Source organism: Streptomyces sp. NBC_00016 (assembly GCF_045040885.1).
Lineage (GTDB): Bacteria > Actinomycetota > Actinomycetes > Streptomycetales > Streptomycetaceae > Streptomyces > Streptomyces coriariae.
The window spans coordinates 1,104,077-1,123,344 of sequence record NZ_CP108304.1; the positions used below are offsets into that span (position 1 = coordinate 1,104,077).

Annotated in this window: 16 protein-coding genes; 9 read left to right on the forward strand and 7 right to left on the reverse strand. The window is 68.8% G+C overall.

All coding sequences use genetic code 11. The annotated features are described in order from the left end of the window. The first annotated feature begins 51 nt into the window (after positions 1-51). The 3 genes from OG933_RS04955 (at position 52) to OG933_RS04965 (ending at position 4,147) form a co-directional block, all read left to right on the forward strand. Positions 52-1,941 (forward strand): propionyl-CoA synthetase, encoded by a 1,890-nt coding sequence (locus OG933_RS04955; protein ID WP_405625579.1) that lies wholly within the window; start codon positions 52-54, stop codon positions 1,939-1,941. A 417-nt stretch (positions 1,942-2,358) separates the two neighbouring features. After that, on the forward strand, positions 2,359-3,426 hold the full coding sequence (locus OG933_RS04960) for an alkene reductase (protein WP_405625581.1): 1,068 nt from the start codon (positions 2,359-2,361) through the stop codon (positions 3,424-3,426). A 148-nt stretch (positions 3,427-3,574) separates the two neighbouring features. After that, positions 3,575-4,147 carry a TetR/AcrR family transcriptional regulator gene (locus tag OG933_RS04965; RefSeq protein WP_405625583.1) on the forward strand — a complete coding sequence of 191 codons (573 nt, stop codon included), beginning with the start codon at positions 3,575-3,577 and terminating at the stop codon, positions 4,145-4,147. Between the two features lie 484 nt (positions 4,148-4,631). Here OG933_RS04965 and OG933_RS04970 read toward each other — a convergent pair whose 3' ends face one another. The 5 genes from OG933_RS04970 to OG933_RS04990 all read right to left on the reverse strand — a co-directional run bounded on the left by OG933_RS04970 (position 4,632) and on the right by OG933_RS04990 (position 11,517). Then, on the reverse strand, positions 4,632-5,249 hold the full coding sequence (locus OG933_RS04970) for a restriction endonuclease (protein WP_405625584.1): 618 nt from the start codon (positions 5,247-5,249) through the stop codon (positions 4,632-4,634). Between the two features lie 80 nt (positions 5,250-5,329). Next, positions 5,330-5,677 carry a hypothetical protein gene (locus OG933_RS04975; RefSeq protein WP_405625586.1) on the reverse strand — a complete coding sequence of 116 codons (348 nt, stop codon included), beginning with the start codon at positions 5,675-5,677 and terminating at the stop codon, positions 5,330-5,332. A gap of 844 nt (positions 5,678-6,521) precedes the next feature. Next, on the reverse strand, positions 6,522-8,621 hold the full coding sequence (locus tag OG933_RS04980; protein WP_405625587.1) for a HEAT repeat domain-containing protein: 2,100 nt from the start codon (positions 8,619-8,621) through the stop codon (positions 6,522-6,524). Between the two features lie 526 nt (positions 8,622-9,147). Continuing rightward, positions 9,148-9,618 (reverse strand): hypothetical protein, encoded by a 471-nt coding sequence (locus OG933_RS04985; protein WP_405625588.1) that lies wholly within the window; start codon positions 9,616-9,618, stop codon positions 9,148-9,150. An 837-nt stretch (positions 9,619-10,455) separates the two neighbouring features. Further along, complete coding sequence (locus OG933_RS04990; RefSeq protein ID WP_405625589.1) at positions 10,456-11,517, reverse strand: PQQ-binding-like beta-propeller repeat protein; 1,062 nt, start codon at positions 11,515-11,517, stop codon at positions 10,456-10,458. Positions 11,518-11,616: 99 nt separating this feature from the next. On the opposite strand from OG933_RS04990, the gene OG933_RS04995 reads away from it, so the two are divergent. Together OG933_RS04995 and OG933_RS05000 are read left to right on the forward strand one after the other, a co-directional pair. After that, entirely contained in the window at positions 11,617-12,006 is a 390-nt protein-coding gene (locus OG933_RS04995) for a hypothetical protein (RefSeq protein WP_405625591.1), read from the forward strand. Between the two features lie 10 nt (positions 12,007-12,016). Next, positions 12,017-13,030, forward strand: coding sequence for an NAD(P)H-dependent glycerol-3-phosphate dehydrogenase (locus OG933_RS05000; protein WP_405625593.1), 1,014 nt, complete (start codon positions 12,017-12,019; stop codon positions 13,028-13,030). A gap of 598 nt (positions 13,031-13,628) precedes the next feature. On the opposite strand, the gene OG933_RS05005 is transcribed toward OG933_RS05000, so the two are convergent. After that, entirely contained in the window at positions 13,629-14,069 is a 441-nt protein-coding gene (locus tag OG933_RS05005; RefSeq protein ID WP_405625595.1) for a DUF6228 family protein, read from the reverse strand. Between the two features lie 1,441 nt (positions 14,070-15,510). Further along, positions 15,511-16,224: a type III effector protein gene (locus OG933_RS05010; RefSeq protein WP_405625597.1), complete on the reverse strand. Its 714-nt coding sequence runs from the start codon at positions 16,222-16,224 to the stop codon at positions 15,511-15,513. A gap of 108 nt (positions 16,225-16,332) precedes the next feature. On the opposite strand from OG933_RS05010, the gene OG933_RS05015 reads away from it, so the two are divergent. The 4 genes from OG933_RS05015 to OG933_RS05030 all read left to right on the forward strand — a co-directional run bounded on the left by OG933_RS05015 (position 16,333) and on the right by OG933_RS05030 (position 18,853). Next, complete coding sequence (locus tag OG933_RS05015) at positions 16,333-16,767, forward strand: Hsp20/alpha crystallin family protein (RefSeq protein ID WP_362536315.1); 435 nt, start codon at positions 16,333-16,335, stop codon at positions 16,765-16,767. 100 nt (positions 16,768-16,867) lie between these two features. Next, entirely contained in the window at positions 16,868-17,263 is a 396-nt protein-coding gene (locus OG933_RS05020) for a DUF2267 domain-containing protein (RefSeq protein WP_405625599.1), read from the forward strand. 112 nt (positions 17,264-17,375) lie between these two features. Then, entirely contained in the window at positions 17,376-17,810 is a 435-nt protein-coding gene (locus OG933_RS05025) for a DUF2267 domain-containing protein (protein WP_362536311.1), read from the forward strand. 209 nt (positions 17,811-18,019) lie between these two features. After that, a complete protein-coding gene (locus tag OG933_RS05030) occupies positions 18,020-18,853 on the forward strand; it encodes an SDR family NAD(P)-dependent oxidoreductase (RefSeq protein ID WP_405625601.1) in 834 nt (277 codons plus the stop codon). Positions 18,854-19,268 lie beyond the last annotated feature (415 nt).

The window sequence follows — 19,268 nt, forward strand, 5'->3', positions numbered from 1 at the left end:
TCCGCACGCCGCAACACCCCCCCGCCCCTCGATGCCACGAAGGAGTGCGCGATGGGAACGTACGAGGACGTCTTCCGTTCCAGTACCGAAGATCCGGAGAGGTTCTGGCTGAAGGCGGCGGAGGCCATCGACTGGGATGTCTCCCCGCATCGTGCCCTGGACTCCTCGGGCGCACCCTTCTACCGCTGGTTTCCCGACGGGCGACTCAACGTCTGTTTCAACGCGCTCGACCGGCACGTCGAAGCCGGCCGCGGCGAGCAGGCCGCGCTCATCTACGACTCGCCCGTGACCGACACCCGGCGCACCTACACCTACACGCAGCTGAGGGACGAGGTGGCGGCCTTCGCGGGAGCGCTCGCGCAGCTCGGCGTGGGGCACGGCGACCGTGTCGTCATCTACATGCCGATGGTCCCCGAGGCCGCGATCGCGATGCTGGCCTGCGCACGCATCGGCGCGGTCCACTCGGTCGTCTTCGGCGGCTTCGCCGCCCGCGAACTCGCCCTCCGTATCGATGACGCGGCCCCCAAGGTGGTCGTCTCCGCGTCCTGCGGCATCGAGGGCAAGCGCGTCATCGCGTACAAGCCCCTGCTCGACCGGGCGATCGAACTCGCCGCCCACAGGCCGGAGAAGAGGGTGATCCTGCAACGCCCCGAGGAGCCGGCCGAGTTGGGGCCCGACGATCTCGACTGGGCCGACCTGGTGGCCGCCGCGCCGCCGGCCGACTGCATTCCCGTCCCCGCAACCGACCCCCTCTACATCCTCTACACCTCCGGAACCACCGGAAAGCCCAAGGGAGTCGTGCGTGACTGCGGCGGCTATGCGGTCGCCCTCCACTGGTCGATGGGGGCCGTCTACGACGTGGGCCCGGGCGAGACGATGTTCACCGGCTCCGACGTCGGCTGGGTCGTCGGGCACTCGTACATCGTCTACGCGCCATTGCTGGTCGGCGCGACGACGGTGCTGTACGAGGGCAAGCCGGTCGGCACCCCGGACGCGGGCCAGTTCTGGCGCGTTGCCGCCGAGTACGGGGTCAGGACCATGTTCACGGCACCCACCGCGTTCCGGGCCATCCGCAAGCAGGACCCGAAGGGAACGCTCACCGCGGGCTACGACCTGACCGGCCTGCGCCACCTCTTCCTCGCCGGCGAGCGCCTCGATCCCGAGACCTACCACTGGGCGAGCGATCTGCTGGGCATCCCGGTGATCGACCACTGGTGGCAGACCGAGACCGGCTGGCCCATCGTCGCCAACCCGGTGGGCATCGAGGCGGCTCCCCTCAAGCCCGGGTCTCCCACCCGCCCGCTGCCGGGATGGGACGTCCGGGTCCTCGACGCTTCGGGGGAGCCGGTGCCCGCAGGCGTCGACGGCGCGATCGTCGTGCGGCTCCCGCTGCCGCCCGGCGCACTGCCCACGCTCTGGCAGGACGACGACCGGTACGTCGCCTCCTACCTCTCCGCCTACACCGGCTACTACCTGACCGGCGACAGCGGTCACATCGACGAAGACGGCTACGTCTTCGTCATGGGCCGCACCGACGACGTCATCAACGTCGCCGGACACCGCCTGTCCACCGGCAGCATGGAAGAGGCCCTGGCCTCCCACCCCGACGTCGCCGAATGCGCCGTCATCGGCGTCGCCGACGCCCTGAAGGGACAGGTGCCGCGCGGCCTCGTCGTCCTGAAAGCCGGCACCGACCGCGAACCGGGCGAGGTCGAGGCCGAACTCGTCCAGCTCGTACGCGACCGCATCGGCGCCGTCGCCTCCCTCAAGGACGTCGCGGTCGTCGCCGCCCTGCCCAAGACCCGCTCCGGAAAGATCCTGCGCAAGACGATGCGCGGCATCGCGGACGGCCGGGACGAACCCATCCCCTCCACGGTGGACGACGCCGGCGTCATCGAGGCCCTGCGCCCTGTCCTCCGCCGCACCGGTCACACTCCGTGAACGGTTGCCCGGCGTAGCCTGAGCCACCGGGTGGGCCGTGGCCCCTGCACGGGGGCACGGCCCACCCACCGATGCCCTGCGTCTGCCCGGTGGCAGTTACCGGCGCCCCTCTGCGCCTTCTTGCTTTCTTGCTCCTCGCGGCTTCTTCGCGCTTCGTCACGGTTCCTTGTGGTTCCTAGCGGTTCCTTGTGGTTCTTCGTGGTTCCCGTGCCCCTTGCGACCGCCCACACAGCGACATAGTATTATGTTCATAATTTCAAGGATCGGGGGCGCCGCCAGCTCGACCGACACGGTTCCGAGCGGGTGGGTCATCAGGCTCGGAAGCACGAGAGCCAGCTGCCTCCCGGACGGCCACGCCCAGACGGCGTCCACCCTCACCCCCTGGCGATCCACCACCCATCACCTGAGGAATCCCCCATGCTCAACGCCCTGTGGAACCCGACCGTCGTCGGGGACATCCCCCTGACCCACCGGCTGGCCATGGCCCCCCTGACCCGCAGCCGGGCCACCCCGGAAGGCGTTCCGACCGAGCTGAACGCCGAGTACTACGCCCAGCGCGCCTCGCACGCGCTCATCATCACCGAGGGCACCCAGCCCTCCGCCGACGGTCAGGGTTACCCCGTGACCCCGGGCATCTACACCGATGAGCACATCGCGGGCTGGCGCAAGGTCACCGACGCCGTACACAAGGCCGACGGACGCATCGTCATCCAGCTGATGCATGTCGGGCGGATCTCCCACCCGGACAACACGCCGCACCACCGCCAGCCGGTGGCCCCCTCCGCGATCAAGCCGACGGGCCAGACGTTCACCCCGTCCGGGCTCCAGGAGATGCCCGTGCCGCGCGAGCTGACCACCGAGGAGGTCGCCGCGACGGTCGACGACTTCCGGCGCGCCGCCGCGGCCGCCATCGCGGCCGGCGCCGACGGCGTCGAGATCCACGGGGCCAACGGCTACCTGGTCAACCAGTTCCTCTTCCCCAGCACCAACCAGCGCACCGACCGGTACGGGGGATCCCTCGACAACCGCATCCGCTTCGCGGTCGAGGTCGCCACGGCCGTGGCCGACGAGATCGGCGCCGGCCGCACCGGCATCCGCATCTCTCCCGGCAACCCCTTCCAGATCAACGACCTCGCCGAGAGCGACCCCCACGAGCTCTACCCGCACCTCCTGCGCGCCCTCGCCCCCCTCAACCTCGCCTACCTCCACATCGGCCACGGCAACGACGAGGAACTCCTCTCCACCCTCCGCAAGCTGTGGCCGACCACGCTGATCCTCAACCGGGCCGGCGCCGACATCGCCACCCGCGCCAAGGACATCGAGGACGGCCTGGCCGACGTCGTCACCGTCGGCACCATGGCCCTCGCCAACCCCGACCTCGTCGAGCGCGTACGCTCCGGCGCCCCCCTGAACACCCCCGACCCCAACACCTTCTACGGCGGCGGCGCGGCCGGCTACACCGACTACCCCACCCACGCCGCCTGACGAAGGACAGCCCGGCGCCCGAGGGAACCACCGGCTCGGGCGCCAGAGCGGTCGAAGATCATCCGCCGTTCGTAATATTACGCACGTCAGGCCATGGCTTATTCTTGGACGCGAGGCAACGGCCTTGCGGAGCGAACGGAGGAAGCTCGTGGTGCGTTACGCCAAGGAGCACAAGCAGGTGACGCGGCAACGCATCATCGAGAAGGCCGGTCACCGTTTCAAGCAGGACGGGATCGACGGCTCGGGCGTCTCCACGCTGATGTCGGACGCAGGGCTCACCAACGGAGCCTTCTACGCCCACTTCGCCTCCAAGGACGACCTCGTCGCCCATGTCGTGGCCGCCGAACTGCGCACGCAGGTCGAGAGGTACGGCACCCTGCGGCCCGGCCGCCAGGGACTCGAGGACCTTGTCCGCGAGTACCTGTCTCCCGAGCATCGGGACCACCCCGGCCTCGGATGCCCCTCCGCCGCCCTGCTCGACGAGATCGGCCGCTGCGAGGACGGGACCAAGCAGGCCTACACCGACGGCGCGCGGGACATCGTGGAAGAGATCGCGGCCCGTCTGACACCCGAGGACCCCAAGTCCGCTCGCGGCACGGCCATCGGGCTCTTCACCATGCTGGTGGGGACGTTGCAACTGTCACGCGCCCTCTCCGACCGGAAGTTCGCCGACGAGGTCCTGGAGCAGGGAATCGAGAACGCTCTCGCATTCATGAGGTGAGGGAGGCACCGGCGGCCGCCCCAGCAAGCCGCCGCCGAACGCCGGCGCCACGTGCGTACGCACTGACATGAATGCACCGGGCAGTTCGGGCGCAGACCGTGAGCAGGACGTGGGCCTGGCCGTCGAGCCGGCCGGAGAGCGTGACCTCTCCAAAGCGGTGAGCCGGCCGCTCACTCCCAGTGCCCTCAGAAGCGCAGGCGACCATCGAAGTTCGCGGGGATGCGGGCCCAGCGGGGTGCGGTGGAGCGGATCCGGGCAGCGGGCATACAGCCAAGAACATCGTGCGCCAGTCGGCTCTCACCTGAGCAGCCGGCTCACCACCCACGCCAGCACGGAGGCAAAGTGGGCTGACCGAACGGCGGCGGGCACTGCCCGCCAACCGACGTTCACAGGCACACCTTGACCGGCCGTCCGCCATGGCAGCCGGGCGGACGCCGGAGCCTTGCTTTGACGGCTTTGACGGCTTTGACGGCTTTGACGGGAGTCAGTACCGCGCGGGCGGCCTGCGAGGCGGAGGCAGTGCGGGCAGGAGCTCCCACAGCGGGCGCGCCCCGGTTGCCCAGGCACCGAGAAGGGCTCGGTCGACGAGGTGCAGCCGCTGCTGCCGGGCGAAGACATGGCCGGGTCGGGTGATCCTGCCGTTGGTGACCATCACGACCACGTCGGCTTTGTGGACCGGGCGTCCGGTGCCGTTCAGCACCTGCAGTTCCGGTGTGCCCACGGCTGCGCCGCGCTCGCCGTGCCGACGGTGCTTGCACTGGATCACCCAGCGGCGTCCCAGCGGGTCGGTCGCCTTCACGTCCGCTCCCAGGTCGCCCTGCCCGCCGACCTGGACGGCGTCGGCGCAGCCGTCCCGGCGCAGCAGGTCCCGGATCGCGTACTCGAACTGCCGGTGGGCCAGTGCGTCCAGCTGCGACAGTCCGTAGCGCAGGGCACGTGCCTGGGCCTGCTCCCACTGCGCGCGCTGAGCCCGCTGCCGCCACCACCCGATGCCTGCCAGAACGGCGATGACAGCCGCGACCAGCAGCAGCCACCAGTGCGCGAGAAGCCAGCCGACCACTTTCGCCACCAGCCAGAGCACTACGGCTGCGCTCACGCACAAGCCGACGAGTCCAGTCTCCTGCTGCCGGCGGCGCCGACTGGGGCCTCGGGCAGGACGCCGCCTGGCCGGTGGGCGCGGGGTCACCGGCCACCGGCCAGGGCGGAGAGATCGATCGGGTACGACACGCTCGGTGTGGGCTTGGCTCGCTTGTCGGACGGTGTGTCGAACCGGATCGGATAGGAGACAGTCGGGCTCGGCACCACCGCCCTCGGCCTGCCGTCCGTGGGGTCCATGCGGATTGGGTAGGTGACCGACGGTGTGGGCTGCGTGCTGTCCGAGCCGTCGGTGGTGTGGGCGTTGCCGTAGCCGAGCACGGCCAGGCCGACTGCGGCGACGATGGTCATCTCCCGGCGCGCGCCCGGCGCCCATCGGGAGTATCCGCGTACCGGCGTCCCGTCGGAGCGCACGTACGAACGGACTAAGGGCATGTGGTCCTCCAGCTGGTGGTGGTCGCGTCGCAGTCATGCTGAGGCCCGGCACTGACAATCGATCGACCGAACTGCCCCAACTGCCCTTGCATTGGGCCGAGTTCAGGCCACGCCGCGCGTCCGGCCGCGACCGTGCGGCCTTCCCTGCGGGCGTGGCGAGGGCAGGTGTATCGGCCGGTGATGTGGCAGCCGCGGGACGTGCAGGTGACGGCTTCACCTGGCGGCCCGCAGGACGAGGGCTCCAACCGTCCACCGGAGCCTCCGACGGTGGGCCGAGGCGTCTACGCGAGCAGGACGTGGCGGAATGAGCCATTTCCAGGATTCATCGCTTTGCGGTAACAACGGAGGGGGCCAGTGGTGCTGCGTGCCGTGCGAGGCCCGGCAGCTGGTGGGCGGGAATGTGAGGCGCTGCGGTCTCCTTCAGGCCGGCTAGCGGTTCGCGGCGGTTGAGAAGACCATGGTGATCGCAAAGGACCTGCGGGTTGATGAGAGACAGTCGAGGCAGGGGCAAAATTGCGGGACCCGCGGCTGCCAGCATCCTCTCCCCGGCATAGCCCGCCCACCGTCTCGGTTCCGCCTGAGTGGCAGTCCTGCGGATCAGCAACGTTCCACGAGGGCCTGGAGTGCCGCAGGTTGCTCGGCGGGCGTGCTGCGGATGAGCCCGCCCCGGGCTGTCAGGCCGTCGGACAGGCGAGGAACGTGACGGCTTCTCAGCCAGGTTCGCAGCGGGTGCTCACAGCAGGACCTGAGCGGTTCGAGCCGACGAGAGCCAGCCGGGGAACTCCTGGAGACGCCGATCGTAGAGGAGATGGTCGGGTACGGTGCGCGGGTCACGGCCGGCTATTCAGAGCGTTGGAGGATTGAGCCGGGCGATGACGGTACGGCAGACCCGCTGGAGTTCCTCGTCGTGGTCGATGCTCTGGAACCTGCCGCCGCGTCGGGGCAGGGCCATTTGCTCGCGGAGCAGGGGCAGGGCCGGGGCTGCGAGGGGGCCCATGTGGTCCAGACAGGTCACGACGTGGTTGGCCGTCGCGGGGTTTTGGGTCATGGCCTGAAGCAGGGTACGCAGGACGGCCGGTGCCTCGGTCTGGCCACCGACTTCCCAGAGTGCGGCCGCGCAGTGCACCCGAACCCATTCGTAGTCGTGCGTCAGGAGGTTGCGCAGGCGCGGCAGTGCGACGGAGGCAGGCGGGCCGATCTCGCCGAGCAGATCGGCCGCATCACTGATGCGGAAGGTGATGCGGTCGTCGAGGAGGTGGAGCACAAGGGGTAGGACCTCGGCCAGGTCGCCGTCGACGGCCCACAGTGCGGCGACCGCGGCAGGACGTACGTGCGCGTCGGTGGCAGTGGTCAGCGCCCGGATCGTGTCCCTTGCCGCAGCCGCCGCCGGGCCGAACGCACCCAGCGCCTTCAGGGCTGATCGCATAACACCGTGCTGCTCATGCCGCACCGCGGCGCCGAGCGTGTCCACCACCACAGGTACCGCGGCCGCGTCGCCGAGCGCGGCCAGGGCGGCAAGAATCGCGTTGGCGCTCATCTCGTTCCACTGCTGCGAGATGTCGATCCGGCGCAGGTGGTCGCAGAGCCGGGGCGCCAACTGGTCTGCTGCCTGCGGAAGATGCCCTACGACCTGGATCGCACGCCAGGCGTCGACGTCGTCGTCCAACGCGGCCAGCAGACTCGGCAGCGCCCGTGCATCGCCGAGACGCGCCAAGGCCCGGGCGCCTGCTTGGTGGCTTTTGCGCAGCCGGGCGTCGGCGGCGGCCCATACGTGCGGGCCGTGCACCGCGCGTTGGGTGTCGAGGTGCGCGGCGAGGGCCTGGCAGGCCGGGGCGGCAATCGGATGACAGGACTCCAGCACGGCCGCGGCCTCGGCGGCGACGTCCGGGTCAGCCGTGGTGAGCTGGTCGGCGACCAGCAGGAGGAGGCGGGTGTGGTTTCCCCGCCAGGTGCCCATCAGCTCCCCACTCATACGGACCGCGTCCAGGCGTGAGCCGGGGTCGGGACTGTTCAACTGCTCGGCGAGCACCGCAGTGCGCTCGGACACCCGGGCGCCCAGGGCTTCGTGGAACGTATACAGCAGGGCCGTGGTCGGTGCGTATACGCGCGTGCGGTGGTTCAGATCCTCGAAGGCGGCGGCGATCTGGGGCGCAACCCCCTTCGTGGGGGGCGCCGGGCTGCCCGGGACCGGTGCGATCGGTCGCACGGGTATGGCCGGGGCTGTCTCGCGCAGCAGGCAGACGGCGGTCGGTACGACGTCCTCGCCGATCTCGTCCGGGGCGCAGCGAACACCATGGACCAGAGCCGCGAGCCGGGTCGCAGGCCCGTGCGCCGGGTCGGCTGCGAGGCCCGACAGCCAGTGCCTCACCTGGTGTTCGGTCGCCGGCAGGCGCAGTGCCAGGGTGGCGGCCGCTTCCACGATCCGCTGCCGCGCCTCGAGGCCGCGCTCGGCGTCCATGCGCTCGCGCAGCACTGCGGCGGCCCGGTCGGCGTCGTCGAGGAAGAGCCCGAGTCCGGGAATCGCGGCCAGGCGCACGTCCGGGTCGGGGTCGCGGGCGAGTTCGGCGAACTGCGCATCCCGCTCGCGCAGGAAGGCGACGGCCTGCGCGCAGCCCGTCGGCGGGTAGTACTCGATCTCGGTTCCGTCGTCCTCGAAACCTTGGTCGAGGGCCTCCCGGCCGATGCTGACCAGCAACGCGACGACGGCCTCCCGGTCAGGCACCGTGCGGTCGACGGCCAGCTCGAGCAGGAAGGGCAGACTGGCTGCCGTGGGCGGGTACACACTGCCCTGATGATGGACCGCGCCGTAGAAGCGGTCGAAGGCCTTGTCGCGCTCCTCCGCCTCCGGGGAACGCAGCGCCCACAGCAGCGCCGGTACCTCCTCGGCCGACCCGTACGCGTGCTCCATCGAAGCCCAGTCGATGTCATGAAGTCCGTCAAACATGATCAGCACCATGCCAGGCAGCACTGACATCAGGAGCGACCAGGGGCCAGGGGTGTACAACACACTCGGCATGGCCGCTCGATGCCTTGCTTCCCTCCCCACCGGCACCGCATGCCGGGCCGCGGGCGTAGCGCCGGTACGCACCGAATCTGACCGCCGAGTCTGGCTCGCTGAGAGGCCGGCACCGGCCCGGTGACACCGCCATCGCGGCCATGGCAACTGCCGCCGCCGCACCTAGGGCGTCTTCCGGTCTGGTGGCTGCAGGATCGGGTTGCAGGCGAACCAGTCCAGATTCTCGGCGACTGGTTCACACGGCGACTCCAGCAGCAGTCACCGAACCCCGCGCCCTTCACGAGGCGGAAACCGCAGGCACCGCTGCAGAGGGCCATAAGCCCCGCTGCGCCACTCCCGGGCCCACCTGCTCCCGTTGTGGCGGGCGGTCACCCACGGTCACCGCAGGCCCTCTCGGCTTGCCTTTTGATCTCGGCGAGGAAGCTGGCTGTGCATGGGAGGGTTTGCTGGTCTATTACTTGTCGGGGCAGGCGACTTCAGTCCAGGTCGCGACTAGGTCACGGCAGACGACCGTGAGAGAGCCGTTCCAGAACGCGATCTCGTGGCTGCAACCGTTCTGGTGGGGCAGGACCTCGTCGAGGATTACAGTGCCGAGGTCTGCCCAGTCGTTGTCCTCGACGCCTCCGGCATCGAAGCTGGAGACGCCCGCGTAGCGGATGACCAGGTCTTCGTCGTGTTTCCAGCAGTTGTGCCGGAACTGAATCTCCACCTGCTGGTCATCAGCTCCGACAGTTCGGATGTACTGGACCTCCAGATCCTTCATACACCGCTTGCTGGAGAAGTCGTAGTGCTCTGGGTCAGTCGCGAAGCTCCGGGCTCCGACTGGCAGATCGTCAGCCAGCGAGGACAGACACTCCAGGTATCGAGCAGGAGATATGACGCCCGGCAAGTCGCCGACCTTCGCATCCAGGTTGATGTACTTCATCGTCCTTCATCCCCGCTTGTGGCTCTGTTGGCCAACGAATGTCTGACCATAAAGCACAAGCTCAGGAATGGGTGCCCACAGGGAACCAAGGGCCATTCCTGCCGCGGCGGTCGAATGACGCGGCTCTCCAGATGACGGTAGGACAGCTGCTGGTGGCACCCACGCTCATGTTCGGTGTCGCGGAACTCGAGCTTGCGCCAGCGGGAGTCCTGATAGCCAGGTGCAGAGCGCCAGTAGCCGGCGAGGACACAGAGCTGGTTCCAGTCGTCCCGGAGGCGATCCAGCCGCATCACCGCTCGCACCCGGCGTTCCTCCTCAGTGGGCATCGGGGGCAGAGGAATCTCGATCGGAATACGGACATGGCCGGGCGTTCCGCCGGTGACGGTCCGCTCCAAGGTGAGAATCAACGTGGCTGCTGCCTCTGCGAGGGCCGAGGCCGTGATGCCCTCCTCGCTGTCTGAAGGGTGAGTGCGTGCTGCTCGCTCCGGTCGAGGAAGCAGGAAGTCGCCGATCGAGCAACGCAGCCTCGCGTCCCGCTCCGCTTTCAGCTCGTTCTGCGGTGAAGCGTTCCTCTCGAACAGAGAGCGGCTCGTTCTCGTCGAAGTTCATTTCATTCCCTTGGCGCTGACGCTGCATGGACCTGGACGGCGTCGGCAGGAGAGCGCCGCCGGGGCGGTGCGCTGTGGCCCCGCCGACGCGCAACCAACCTCCACCCGCCCCGATCCCCCGGCCACGCGGCAGGGCTACTGGAAGTCGGGGGTCAGGGCTGCCAGCGGGGGGCTTGGTTGTCCGGTGTGTCTGGGCTCACGAAGTGGAAGGGGGCTCGAAGGTGGGCCGCTAGGCCGTCTCTTTCGGATCTTGCCGAGTGGACTCGCGGACGGAGAGGGCTCCCGCGCTGGCTGCCGATGTGGTCGGCCGCCGGGCTTTCGGGCTGAAGGTGAAGGAGCCGAAGGTGCCCTTCGCCGCGAAGAACAGCCCGCCGTCGCCGGCGGCGGCCAGCGCGTCCAGGCGCCGACCCGGCAGGGAACACCCCTCCACGGTCCGGCCGTCGGGCCCCAACCGCCGGATACCGCCGTTGGCATCCCCCACCAGGACGCCGTCGGCGTACGGCAGAGGGTCGACCACAATCCGCCGATCCGCCTCGACCGACCACGTCGACGTCCCGTCGGCGGGATCCACCGCGAGGAACCCCCTGCCTGACCGCAGCATCCAGACCGACTCGTGGATGTACCCAACCGCCCCGAACGGATCGTAGGATCCGAGCCGGGTGGGCTCGTCCGCGTCGTTCCCGAAGGTCACCAGTGACGAGGCCTCGCAGACCGCCACCACCCGCTCCGCATCCACCGGGACGAACGCCTTCGCGTCGGGTCCCGCGAGCGGGTCCGGCAGCCGCCACCGAGCCAGGTCGCTCCCGTCGGCCGGATCGAGGAGAACCGCCTCGTAGCCGCTGCCGGCCAGCACCCCGCCGGCCCACGCGAGGGTCCGTACGGACGTCACCGGCGACGGTGTCGTCCACCGGACGCCCCCGTCGGCGAGGTCCAGGCCACTCATCGGGGTGTAGCCGCGCCAACCGCCTATCACCACGGTGTCCGAGTGGACCGCGAGGTTCCCCGTCCACCTCGGTGTCGGGGCGCTCCACAGCGACGCACCCGTCCGCAGATCGATGCAGGACAGCACGTTCGGCGCTTGCGGCAACACCAGCACGCGGTCCCCCGCGAGGACGATCCCGCGCGGCCAGGTACCGAGCGGGACGTCCCAGCGCACAGCGCCGTCGACACGCTCCAGGCAGACCAGCCGGGTGTGCCGCTCATGCAGGACGACACAGTCCGGCCCCACCACGAAAACGGAAACGCCGCCCCGCTGGTGCAGTTCGCGCTCCCAGAGCACTGTGGCGATCATCGGGCCATCCCACCACAGGCGGCCCGCCCCCGACGACAAAGTAGGGCTCGCTCGCACCACTGGCGCAGTGCAACCTCGCAGGCGGACAGCATTCTCATCGTGGACGAACCCACCTCGGCCCTCGACCCCGAAGCCGAGATCGAAGCCTTCAACCGCATCCGCCGTCTCGCCGCCCTCAACCGCGCCGTCGTCCTGGTCACCCACCGCATGTCAGGCGTCCGCCACGCCGACCGCATCTACGTCCTCAACGCGGGACACCTCGCCGAACACGGCACCCACGACGAACTCATCACCGCACACGGACGGTACGCCGCCATGTTCGACGCCCAGGCAGCCCAGTACACCCCCACCCCCCAGCATCCCGAAACCCGCCTCACCAACCATCACCGATCCCGCATGACACGATCCACGGACGCCCATCGCAACGAAGCCTGCGCGCCCGGTGTGGCCGATACAGTGACCGGACCCGGCCGTCACGCCTTGTCGTAAGGATCCCGCAGTGACACAGCACTGTCCGGCTCGTGCTGCGGTGTTCTCGGCCGGGTCCTGGGGCACCGCCGCTGCGAAGATCCTGGCCGACGCCGGCACCAGCGTGGTCGTGCACGCCCGCCGTGCTGAAATCGCCGACGCGATCAACACCCGCCACCGCAACCCCGGCTACTTCCCGGACGTCGAACTGCCCGCTGCCCTGACCGCGACGACCGATCCGGCTGCCGCATTGGACAGCGCGGACTTCATGGTGCTGTCGATCCCTGCGCAGACCCTGCGGGCGAACCTGGCCGCGTGGGCGCCGCACATCGGACCCGAGACAGTGATCGTGTCCCTGATGAAGGGCATCGAGCAGGACAGCCACCTGCGGGCGAGCCAGATCATCGCCGAGGTGGCCGGCCTCAGTGCGCAGCGGGTCGCGGTGCTTTCGGGGCCGAACCTGGCGCGCGAGATCATGGAAGGCCAGCCCGCCGCAGCCACCGTCGCCTGCGCCGACGAGGACGCCGCCCACCGCTTCCAGCAGGCCTGCCACACCTCATACTTCCGCCCCTACACCAGCACCGATGTGACCGGCTGCGAGCTGGGCGGCGCGGTGAAGAACGTCATCGCCCTCGCGGTCGGCATCGCCTCCGGCATGGGACTGGGCGACAACTCCACGGCCATGCTCATCACCCGCGGGCTGGCGGAGACCACCCGGCTGGGGATCGCTATGGGCGCCCACCCAGCCACCCTTGCCGGCCTGTCCGGCCTGGGCGATCTGGTGGCCACCTGTTCCTCCCCGCTCTCACGCAATCGCACCTTCGGCACCCACCTCGGCCGGGGCCTGAGCGTCGAAGAAGCAACCGCCGTCACCCGGCAGACCACCGAAGGCGTCAAATCCGCCCAAGCGATCCTCGCCCTGGCCCAGGCCCACGACGTCGAAATGCCGATCACGCAAGTGATCTCCGACCTGCTGCACGCGACGGTCACCCTCGACGAGGCCGCAGCCGCGCTGATGCAGCGGCCCCCCAAGCCCGAGCGCTGACGCCCGCAGCCCCACGACACGGAATACTCGCCACCACAGGCCCATCCCACCTGAAATAGGCCCCCCACGACCGCCATTCCCTCAGTCGCGCCAACTCAGGTACGTGTGCGGCTCTCCGTCCGAAAAGTTCTGACTGAAGGGCTCGATACATCCATCCAGGAGAGACCGCAAGAAATCGGCCATGCCACCGTCAAAAATTGACCACCGCTTCGCACCGTAGGGTGACTGCCGCCTAAAAATGACGATGACTGGGGGCCAGCTCTACACGACAGTCCGGAGGGAGAGCCGGATCCACACCCTCCAAGAGACTCCCGAAGGGAGATACCTCAACAGGCGGCGTGCACACTGACAGGTAGTCATCAATCTCTCCCCCTCCGTAAATTTCGACAAACTCCTTATAGTCTGTCGGAAATTTCCAGCCAGTAGAACGTGCGAGCATCTCCCAATCGATCGCGTCGCCACCTGACGGCGGAGGCGGAAGCACCTGACGGATACGATCAATCACAGGATGCGACACTGCTAATTCCTCTCACTGAGGCTAAGAACTTTAATTGAGGCGTCATCTCACGTGGTGAGCCTCGCCTTGAGGCTCTTTCTGCTACTTCGCGACGCCCGCAATGAACGCGTGGACATCGGCGGCCAAGTGGCGCATGTCCTCACCTGCCGCGTGCACCGTGGTGGTCGCGAAGTGCCATTGCTCGGAGGGCGCTCGGTCGTGGATTCCCCAGGTCAGTTGGACGTGGCCACCGGGGCGATGTTCCGCTGAGAGGGTCAGGTCGTAGCAGAGCGAGTGCCAGGTGCGTACTCCCTCCCAGCCCCGGAAGTCTTCGGCAAGTGAGGTGAGGAAGGTGTCGAGGCCATCGCCGTCCCAGGTCTGCACCGAGGCTTCGATACTTCCCCAGGGCCCGCAGGCTCTGATGAGGAAGTCGAGCGTTGGTTCATCCTCAAACGGTCGTGTCGGCTCCGAGAACAGCAAGCTGGCGGAGCCAGGGTCTCCCACCTTGACCGCAGGGCGGCCAGAATCGTCGTAGTCGATCACGCGAACAGATTAGAAGACCGGGCCAGGCGGCCGACCGCCGCTCTCGGACGGGTCGGTATCGGGCGCGGTCGACCTTCAGGCATGATCGTCCCTCGTGGCTGTGGATCTCGAGCACAAGCCAGGGTGGCGTCTGACGTAGGTGTGAAGTTAAAGCAGACGCCGCCCCAGCGTCGCATTCAGAGCCGTTGTCAGCCACTCCCCTCAAACCAGTGAACTGCCGGCCATTCAGGCATCCAATCCACGGCACACTTCCCCTCAAAGACCTGCATCATCCAGTCAATGAGGCCGTCATCGCTCTCGTACCAGTCACCCCAGTTCCTCCGAAATGCAGACACAGTCCAATTCCTCCTTCTCGATACTCAAGGAAGAATTTGTCTCCTTCAATCGAGTGCCCCCAATGAAGCATCCCGCCAACTTCGGGGAGTACACCCCTCGGAATAACGCCGAACGCCATCGCCGCGATCCTTCTCACCCTGCACGACATCACCGGCGTCCAGCCGCACTGCTACTTCGCCTGGGCCGAAGGCAGTCCCCTGACCCACATGTTCCGCTACTTCCTCCTCGGCCGCGGCGACACCGCCCCCGTCACCCGCGAGATCATCCGCCGGCACCAACCCGAACCCGCCCGCCGCCCCGGCATCCACGTCGCAGGCTGACAACCCAGGACGAGGCGGGCAGGCCAACGCGGCGCCATGGGCACCTTCGTCGTGGTGGCTGTGCACTGCTCAGGTGGTGGAGCCGGGGACGGTCGCATCGGCTGGCAGACCGTGTGTGGACGAGACGGGCACTGCCGTCGGCCAGCCGGTGGGACAGGCCCCCAACGGAGGTCCGCCCACTGCTGACCTGGTCGGCGAGGATTCGGGAGCGGTCCAGAAGAAGGTCGACAGTGTTCCGTATAACGCGAGCGGCCGCTGGATCGCCGCGGGGGGGGGAGAGATTGCTGGACACCTCGCGGTTCGCGCTGCCGAAGAACTCGTCAGCGGGGCCGCCCTCCCCATCGGCTTCGTCCAGCATTCGATGCCGTCGCCTCACTGCCGGCAGGTCCCGTCGCAGTACCGCCCACGTTACCGGCCACCCCCGCTCCGTCCGGGGGCTGCCGCGCAGGCTGCCTTCACGCTCAGGGGCACGCTGGCAGACGCGAGAGGCGAACGCCCACACCCGCCAAGGCTGTGCTGCCGAGACCCTCCGCCCCCACTGCGGGCAGCGGTCTCGCCTGTTTGCCAGGAGGCCCGTTGGACACACCGCGCGCATCCCTCGTTGCGGCGTCAGGCTGCCGCAGCACGGCCGCTTGGCGTGCAGAGCCGGGGGGCTTTGAAGCATGAGGGATGCTCTCCGCCGCCTGGGCACCAAACCGCGCCCTGCTGCCGCGTGGCGCCCGGCGCCCCCGGGCCGCGCAGTGCGTCGGCCGCCAGAGGAACGGGTTGCGGCCTCCCGGCCATGCTCAAGGCCCGGGTGGCGTCCGAGGTTCTCGGCGCTGGTCGCCGCTGTTCCGACGGAGCCGGTCGGTATGGCGGGCGACGTCGTCGACGCGTGCCGCGAGGTCGGGGTGGCCGGATGCCAGATACGCATGGGTTCCTGTGAGGGGGTTGACGAGGGCGGCAGCGTCGTTGTCGGCGAGGGCGGCGGTGAGCTTGACCAGGGGGCTGCGGGCGGCGGCGGGGAGGTCGGTGAGCGCGGTGATCTGTCCGGCGAGCTGGCGCAGGTCTGCGGCGTTGTCACGGGCCCAGGTCGTGACGGTGCGGTCGGCGGCGCGGCGGTTGCGGGTGGCCTGTACGCGCTGTTCGCCGGTGGATCCGGGGTTTCCGGGGCGTACGCGCAGGTAGCGGCGTTCGGCGGCCTGGCGGCTGGAGACGCCGAGGGGGTGGGCGAGGTCGGCCCAGCTGGTGCCCGCTTCCCGGGCTTCTTCGATCAGGCCCGGTTCCCATTCGGCGAGTTGGTCGCGCACTTCGCGGAGCAGCAGGAGAGCGGCGAGTGCCTGCTCAGAGCTGGTCTGGGCGGGCGCGGGTTGCTCCGCATCCCGTGAGGTCTGGGCAGTGTGCAGGGCATCGCGCATTGTGTTCAGGGCTGCGGCGGCGAGGAAGGACGTGGGGGTGAGGTCGCGGGCGCGGGGGGTGGGCTGATCGTCTTGTGTCACGGAGCCTCCAGCGCTTGTCATCACTTCGATGACACTCTGCTTGTCATCGATTGGATGACATGTTACAACGATGGCAGGTGAAACGCATTGGCAGCACAGCGCTGACCCGAACACTGGAGGTGTTTCCCGATGTTGATGCGCACCGACCCGTTCCGTGAGCTCGACCGACTCACCCAGCAGCTCCTGCACACGACCGGCACCTGGTCGCGGCCGTCGGCGGTGCCGATGGATGCTTACCGCGAGGGCGAGGAGTACGTGATCGCTCTCGACCTGCCCGGCGTCTCCCCGGACGCGATCGATATCGACGTCGAGCGGAACATGCTGACCGTCAAGGCCGAGCGGCGGCCCGTCGCCCCGGCAGACAGCGTGCAGATGGAGCTCTCCGAGCGGCCTCTGGGTGTCTTCTCCCGCCAGCTTGTCCTGGCCGACACCCTGGACACCGAGCACATCAGGGCGGACTACGACGCTGGGGTGCTGACCCTGCGCATCCCGATCGCGGAGCGCGCCAAGCCACGCAAGATCGCTATCGGCGGCGGCTCCGCGCACAGGGAGATCAGCGGCTGAGTCCCCTGCCAGCCGGGTGTGTTGACGGGAGACGGCCTCATCTGCCGCGGCCGTCTCCCGTGCTCCTGCACTGGCACGCCGAACACCCCAGGGAGCAGCGATGGCCATGCGATGGGAAGCGTTCCTCAGCCAGGTCAAGGAACGCGGCAGGTACGAGACCACCGAGGAAGCCGATCGGGCGGCCCGCACGGTGTTGGCGCTCCTGGGCGCCCACTTGGTGGGCGAGGTACGGGCGGAACTGGCGGCGCGGCTGCCGGAGGGAATGGCACTCCTGCTGCTCAATCCGCTCCAGGCGCACGAGCCGCTCTCCCCCGAGCGTTTCGTGCGGGCCACCGCGGCATGGATCGAGGGAGCCACCGAACGGACCGCGGCCTGGGACGTGAGCGCGGTGCTCAGCGTGGTCTCGGACGCGGCGGGCGAAGAGCTCACTCGCCGGGTACTGCTCCAACTCCCGGCGGGCTACGACCTACTGTTCGGCTACTCCCGGCCCGTATGACCCCAGGCAGCGAGACCCCTTTGCCTGACCGCCCGACGTCGGCGGCCGGCGGGCCAGCTCCCCGGCCGCCGCCTCAGGATCACCTCAGACGAGAAAGGCGACCGCGTCACCGATGATTTCCCAGCTGGAGCCATGCCGGTCCACCGAGGGCACGACGTTCGAGCAGATGCTGGAAAGAGTGCGGTACGAAGGCGCGTACCCCACCCGCGCACAGGCCGAGAAGTCTGTCCACGCCGTGTTGTCCGCCCTCGGGCGCCAGCTCACGGGCGACGAGCGGGTGGAGCTCACGGCCCGGCTGCCGCACGAGGCAGCCGCAAGCTTCACCTCCGAGATCCCCACAACCGAGCCCCTCACCGGCTGGGGTTTCGTCAAGGACCTGGCGTCCCGCACCGGCGGCACGATGGCCACCACCCGCTGGGACACCGGCACCGTCCTGCGCGTCGTGGCTCAGCTCGTCGGCGAGGAGCTCCTCAGCCGTGTCCTCGTCCAGCTCCCCCGCGGCTATGCCCTGCTGTTCGGCCGCGCCGAACTTACCCAGGCGGCATGATGCGCGCAGTAACGTGCCACCGCGGAACGGGACTGCCGGACTGCGGCTCAGGAAGCCCCACAGCCTTGCCTGAAAGGGAGTTGGGAAAGGGTCGTTGAGGGCCGTCCCGTCATCGCTGGTCAGGCGTTGTCCGGCGATTCCTGACGCCGGAGATGCGTCGCGCCATCGGATTCTGCGGGGAACCGCGGAAGTGATCGTCATGGCCCGCCGTGTGCCGACTCGACCTCGACGGGACCGCTGTCGCCGCTCAGGCCGACGCGCTCGGCGGTTCCCGCGTCGCCTGGGCGGCGCAGGCGGACGTGACCGATCTCGACAGCGTCCGGTCGGCGATCGACCGCGCCGCCGCTCACTTCGGTCGCATCGACGTCGTCATCGCCAACGCCGGCGTGAGCGCCGTTGCCCCGATGGCCACCCTCAACCCCGAGGTTTTCGAACGCGTCGTCGACGTCAACCTGACTGGAGTCTGGCGGACCTTCAAAGCCGCCTTGCCGCACGTCGAGCGCCAACGCGGCTATCTGCTGGCCACCTCCTCCATGGCGGCCTTCGTGCACTCCCCGCTCCAGGCCCCCTACACGGCCAGCAAGGCCGGAGTCTGGGCGATGTGCAACAGCATCCGTCTGGAAGTGCGGCACCTCGGCGTTGGCGTCGGGACCCTGCACCCCACGTTCCTCAAAACGCCGATGCTGGACGCGATCCACGCGGATCCAGCAGGTCGGCGCCTGTGGGGCGGAAACGAACGGGGACTGTGGCGGATGTGCACCGTCGACAAGGCCGTGCGCAGCATCGTGTCGGGCATCGAACGCCGGGCGCAGACGATCACCGCGCACCGCGCCCACGCGGTCGTCGCGGCAGCCCCCGGCTTCTTCCGGCCGTTCGTCGACCGCGTCGGGTTCACGACCAGGACCATCATCGAGGCCAGCGCTGCCTCCTCACCCAGCGGCGGCCTTCCGCCCACATCCTCAACCGCGAGTTGTGAACCTGAGGAACAAGAAGGCAAGACCGTCCGGCTGTCTGAAGGCGAACCCGCGCGTAGGGCTCCGTAGAGCCTCAATCGACGCGCGGGTTGCAGCGCGAACAGGTACAGGAAATCGCGAACTCGTTTGCTTCCTCCCGTACGGCGCAGCAGATCCGGCGCCAGGAGCAGGGCTGCCGGTACGCCCAGGAGCAGCTCGTCGCGCTCGGAGCTCGGCGGCCGCGGCCCTTCGTCGATCCGGCTGTCATCGCCATGCACACCGCCTTCACCTGCCTCAAGCCCCGCCAGCTCATCACCCTTCTCCGGCCTCACCCTCGGCACCTACATCGCCTTTGCCATCTGGCCGATGTCGCCGCGGCCGGCCTTGTAAGGCGTCTTTTCCCTGCCCTCCTGGAACAGGCCCTGCGGGACGCTACGTCGGTCTCCGCCGACGTCATGGGAACGCAACTTCACCGGCCGAGCCAATCCAACTGAGCTGATTTGTC

Excerpts from the sequence above, each read along its gene's own strand:
- OG933_RS04955 (WP_405625579.1), top strand. The coding sequence starts at position 52 with ATGGGAACGTACGAGGACGTCTTCCGTTCCAGTACCGAAGATCCGGAG.
- OG933_RS04960 (WP_405625581.1), top strand. The coding sequence starts at position 2,359 with ATGCTCAACGCCCTGTGGAACCCGACCGTCGTCGGGGACATCCCCCTG.
- OG933_RS04975 (WP_405625586.1), bottom strand. The coding sequence starts at position 5,677 with ATGCCCTTAGTCCGTTCGTACGTGCGCTCCGACGGGACGCCGGTACGC.
- OG933_RS04980 (WP_405625587.1), bottom strand. The coding sequence starts at position 8,621 with ATGTTTGACGGACTTCATGACATCGACTGGGCTTCGATGGAGCACGCG.
- OG933_RS04985 (WP_405625588.1), bottom strand. The coding sequence starts at position 9,618 with ATGAAGTACATCAACCTGGATGCGAAGGTCGGCGACTTGCCGGGCGTC.
- OG933_RS04990 (WP_405625589.1), bottom strand. The coding sequence starts at position 11,517 with ATGATCGCCACAGTGCTCTGGGAGCGCGAACTGCACCAGCGGGGCGGC.
- OG933_RS05010 (WP_405625597.1), bottom strand. The coding sequence starts at position 16,224 with ATGACAAGCGCTGGAGGCTCCGTGACACAAGACGATCAGCCCACCCCC.
- OG933_RS05015 (WP_362536315.1), top strand. The coding sequence starts at position 16,333 with ATGTTGATGCGCACCGACCCGTTCCGTGAGCTCGACCGACTCACCCAG.
- OG933_RS05020 (WP_405625599.1), top strand. The coding sequence starts at position 16,868 with ATGGCCATGCGATGGGAAGCGTTCCTCAGCCAGGTCAAGGAACGCGGC.
- OG933_RS05025 (WP_362536311.1), top strand. The coding sequence starts at position 17,376 with ATGATTTCCCAGCTGGAGCCATGCCGGTCCACCGAGGGCACGACGTTC.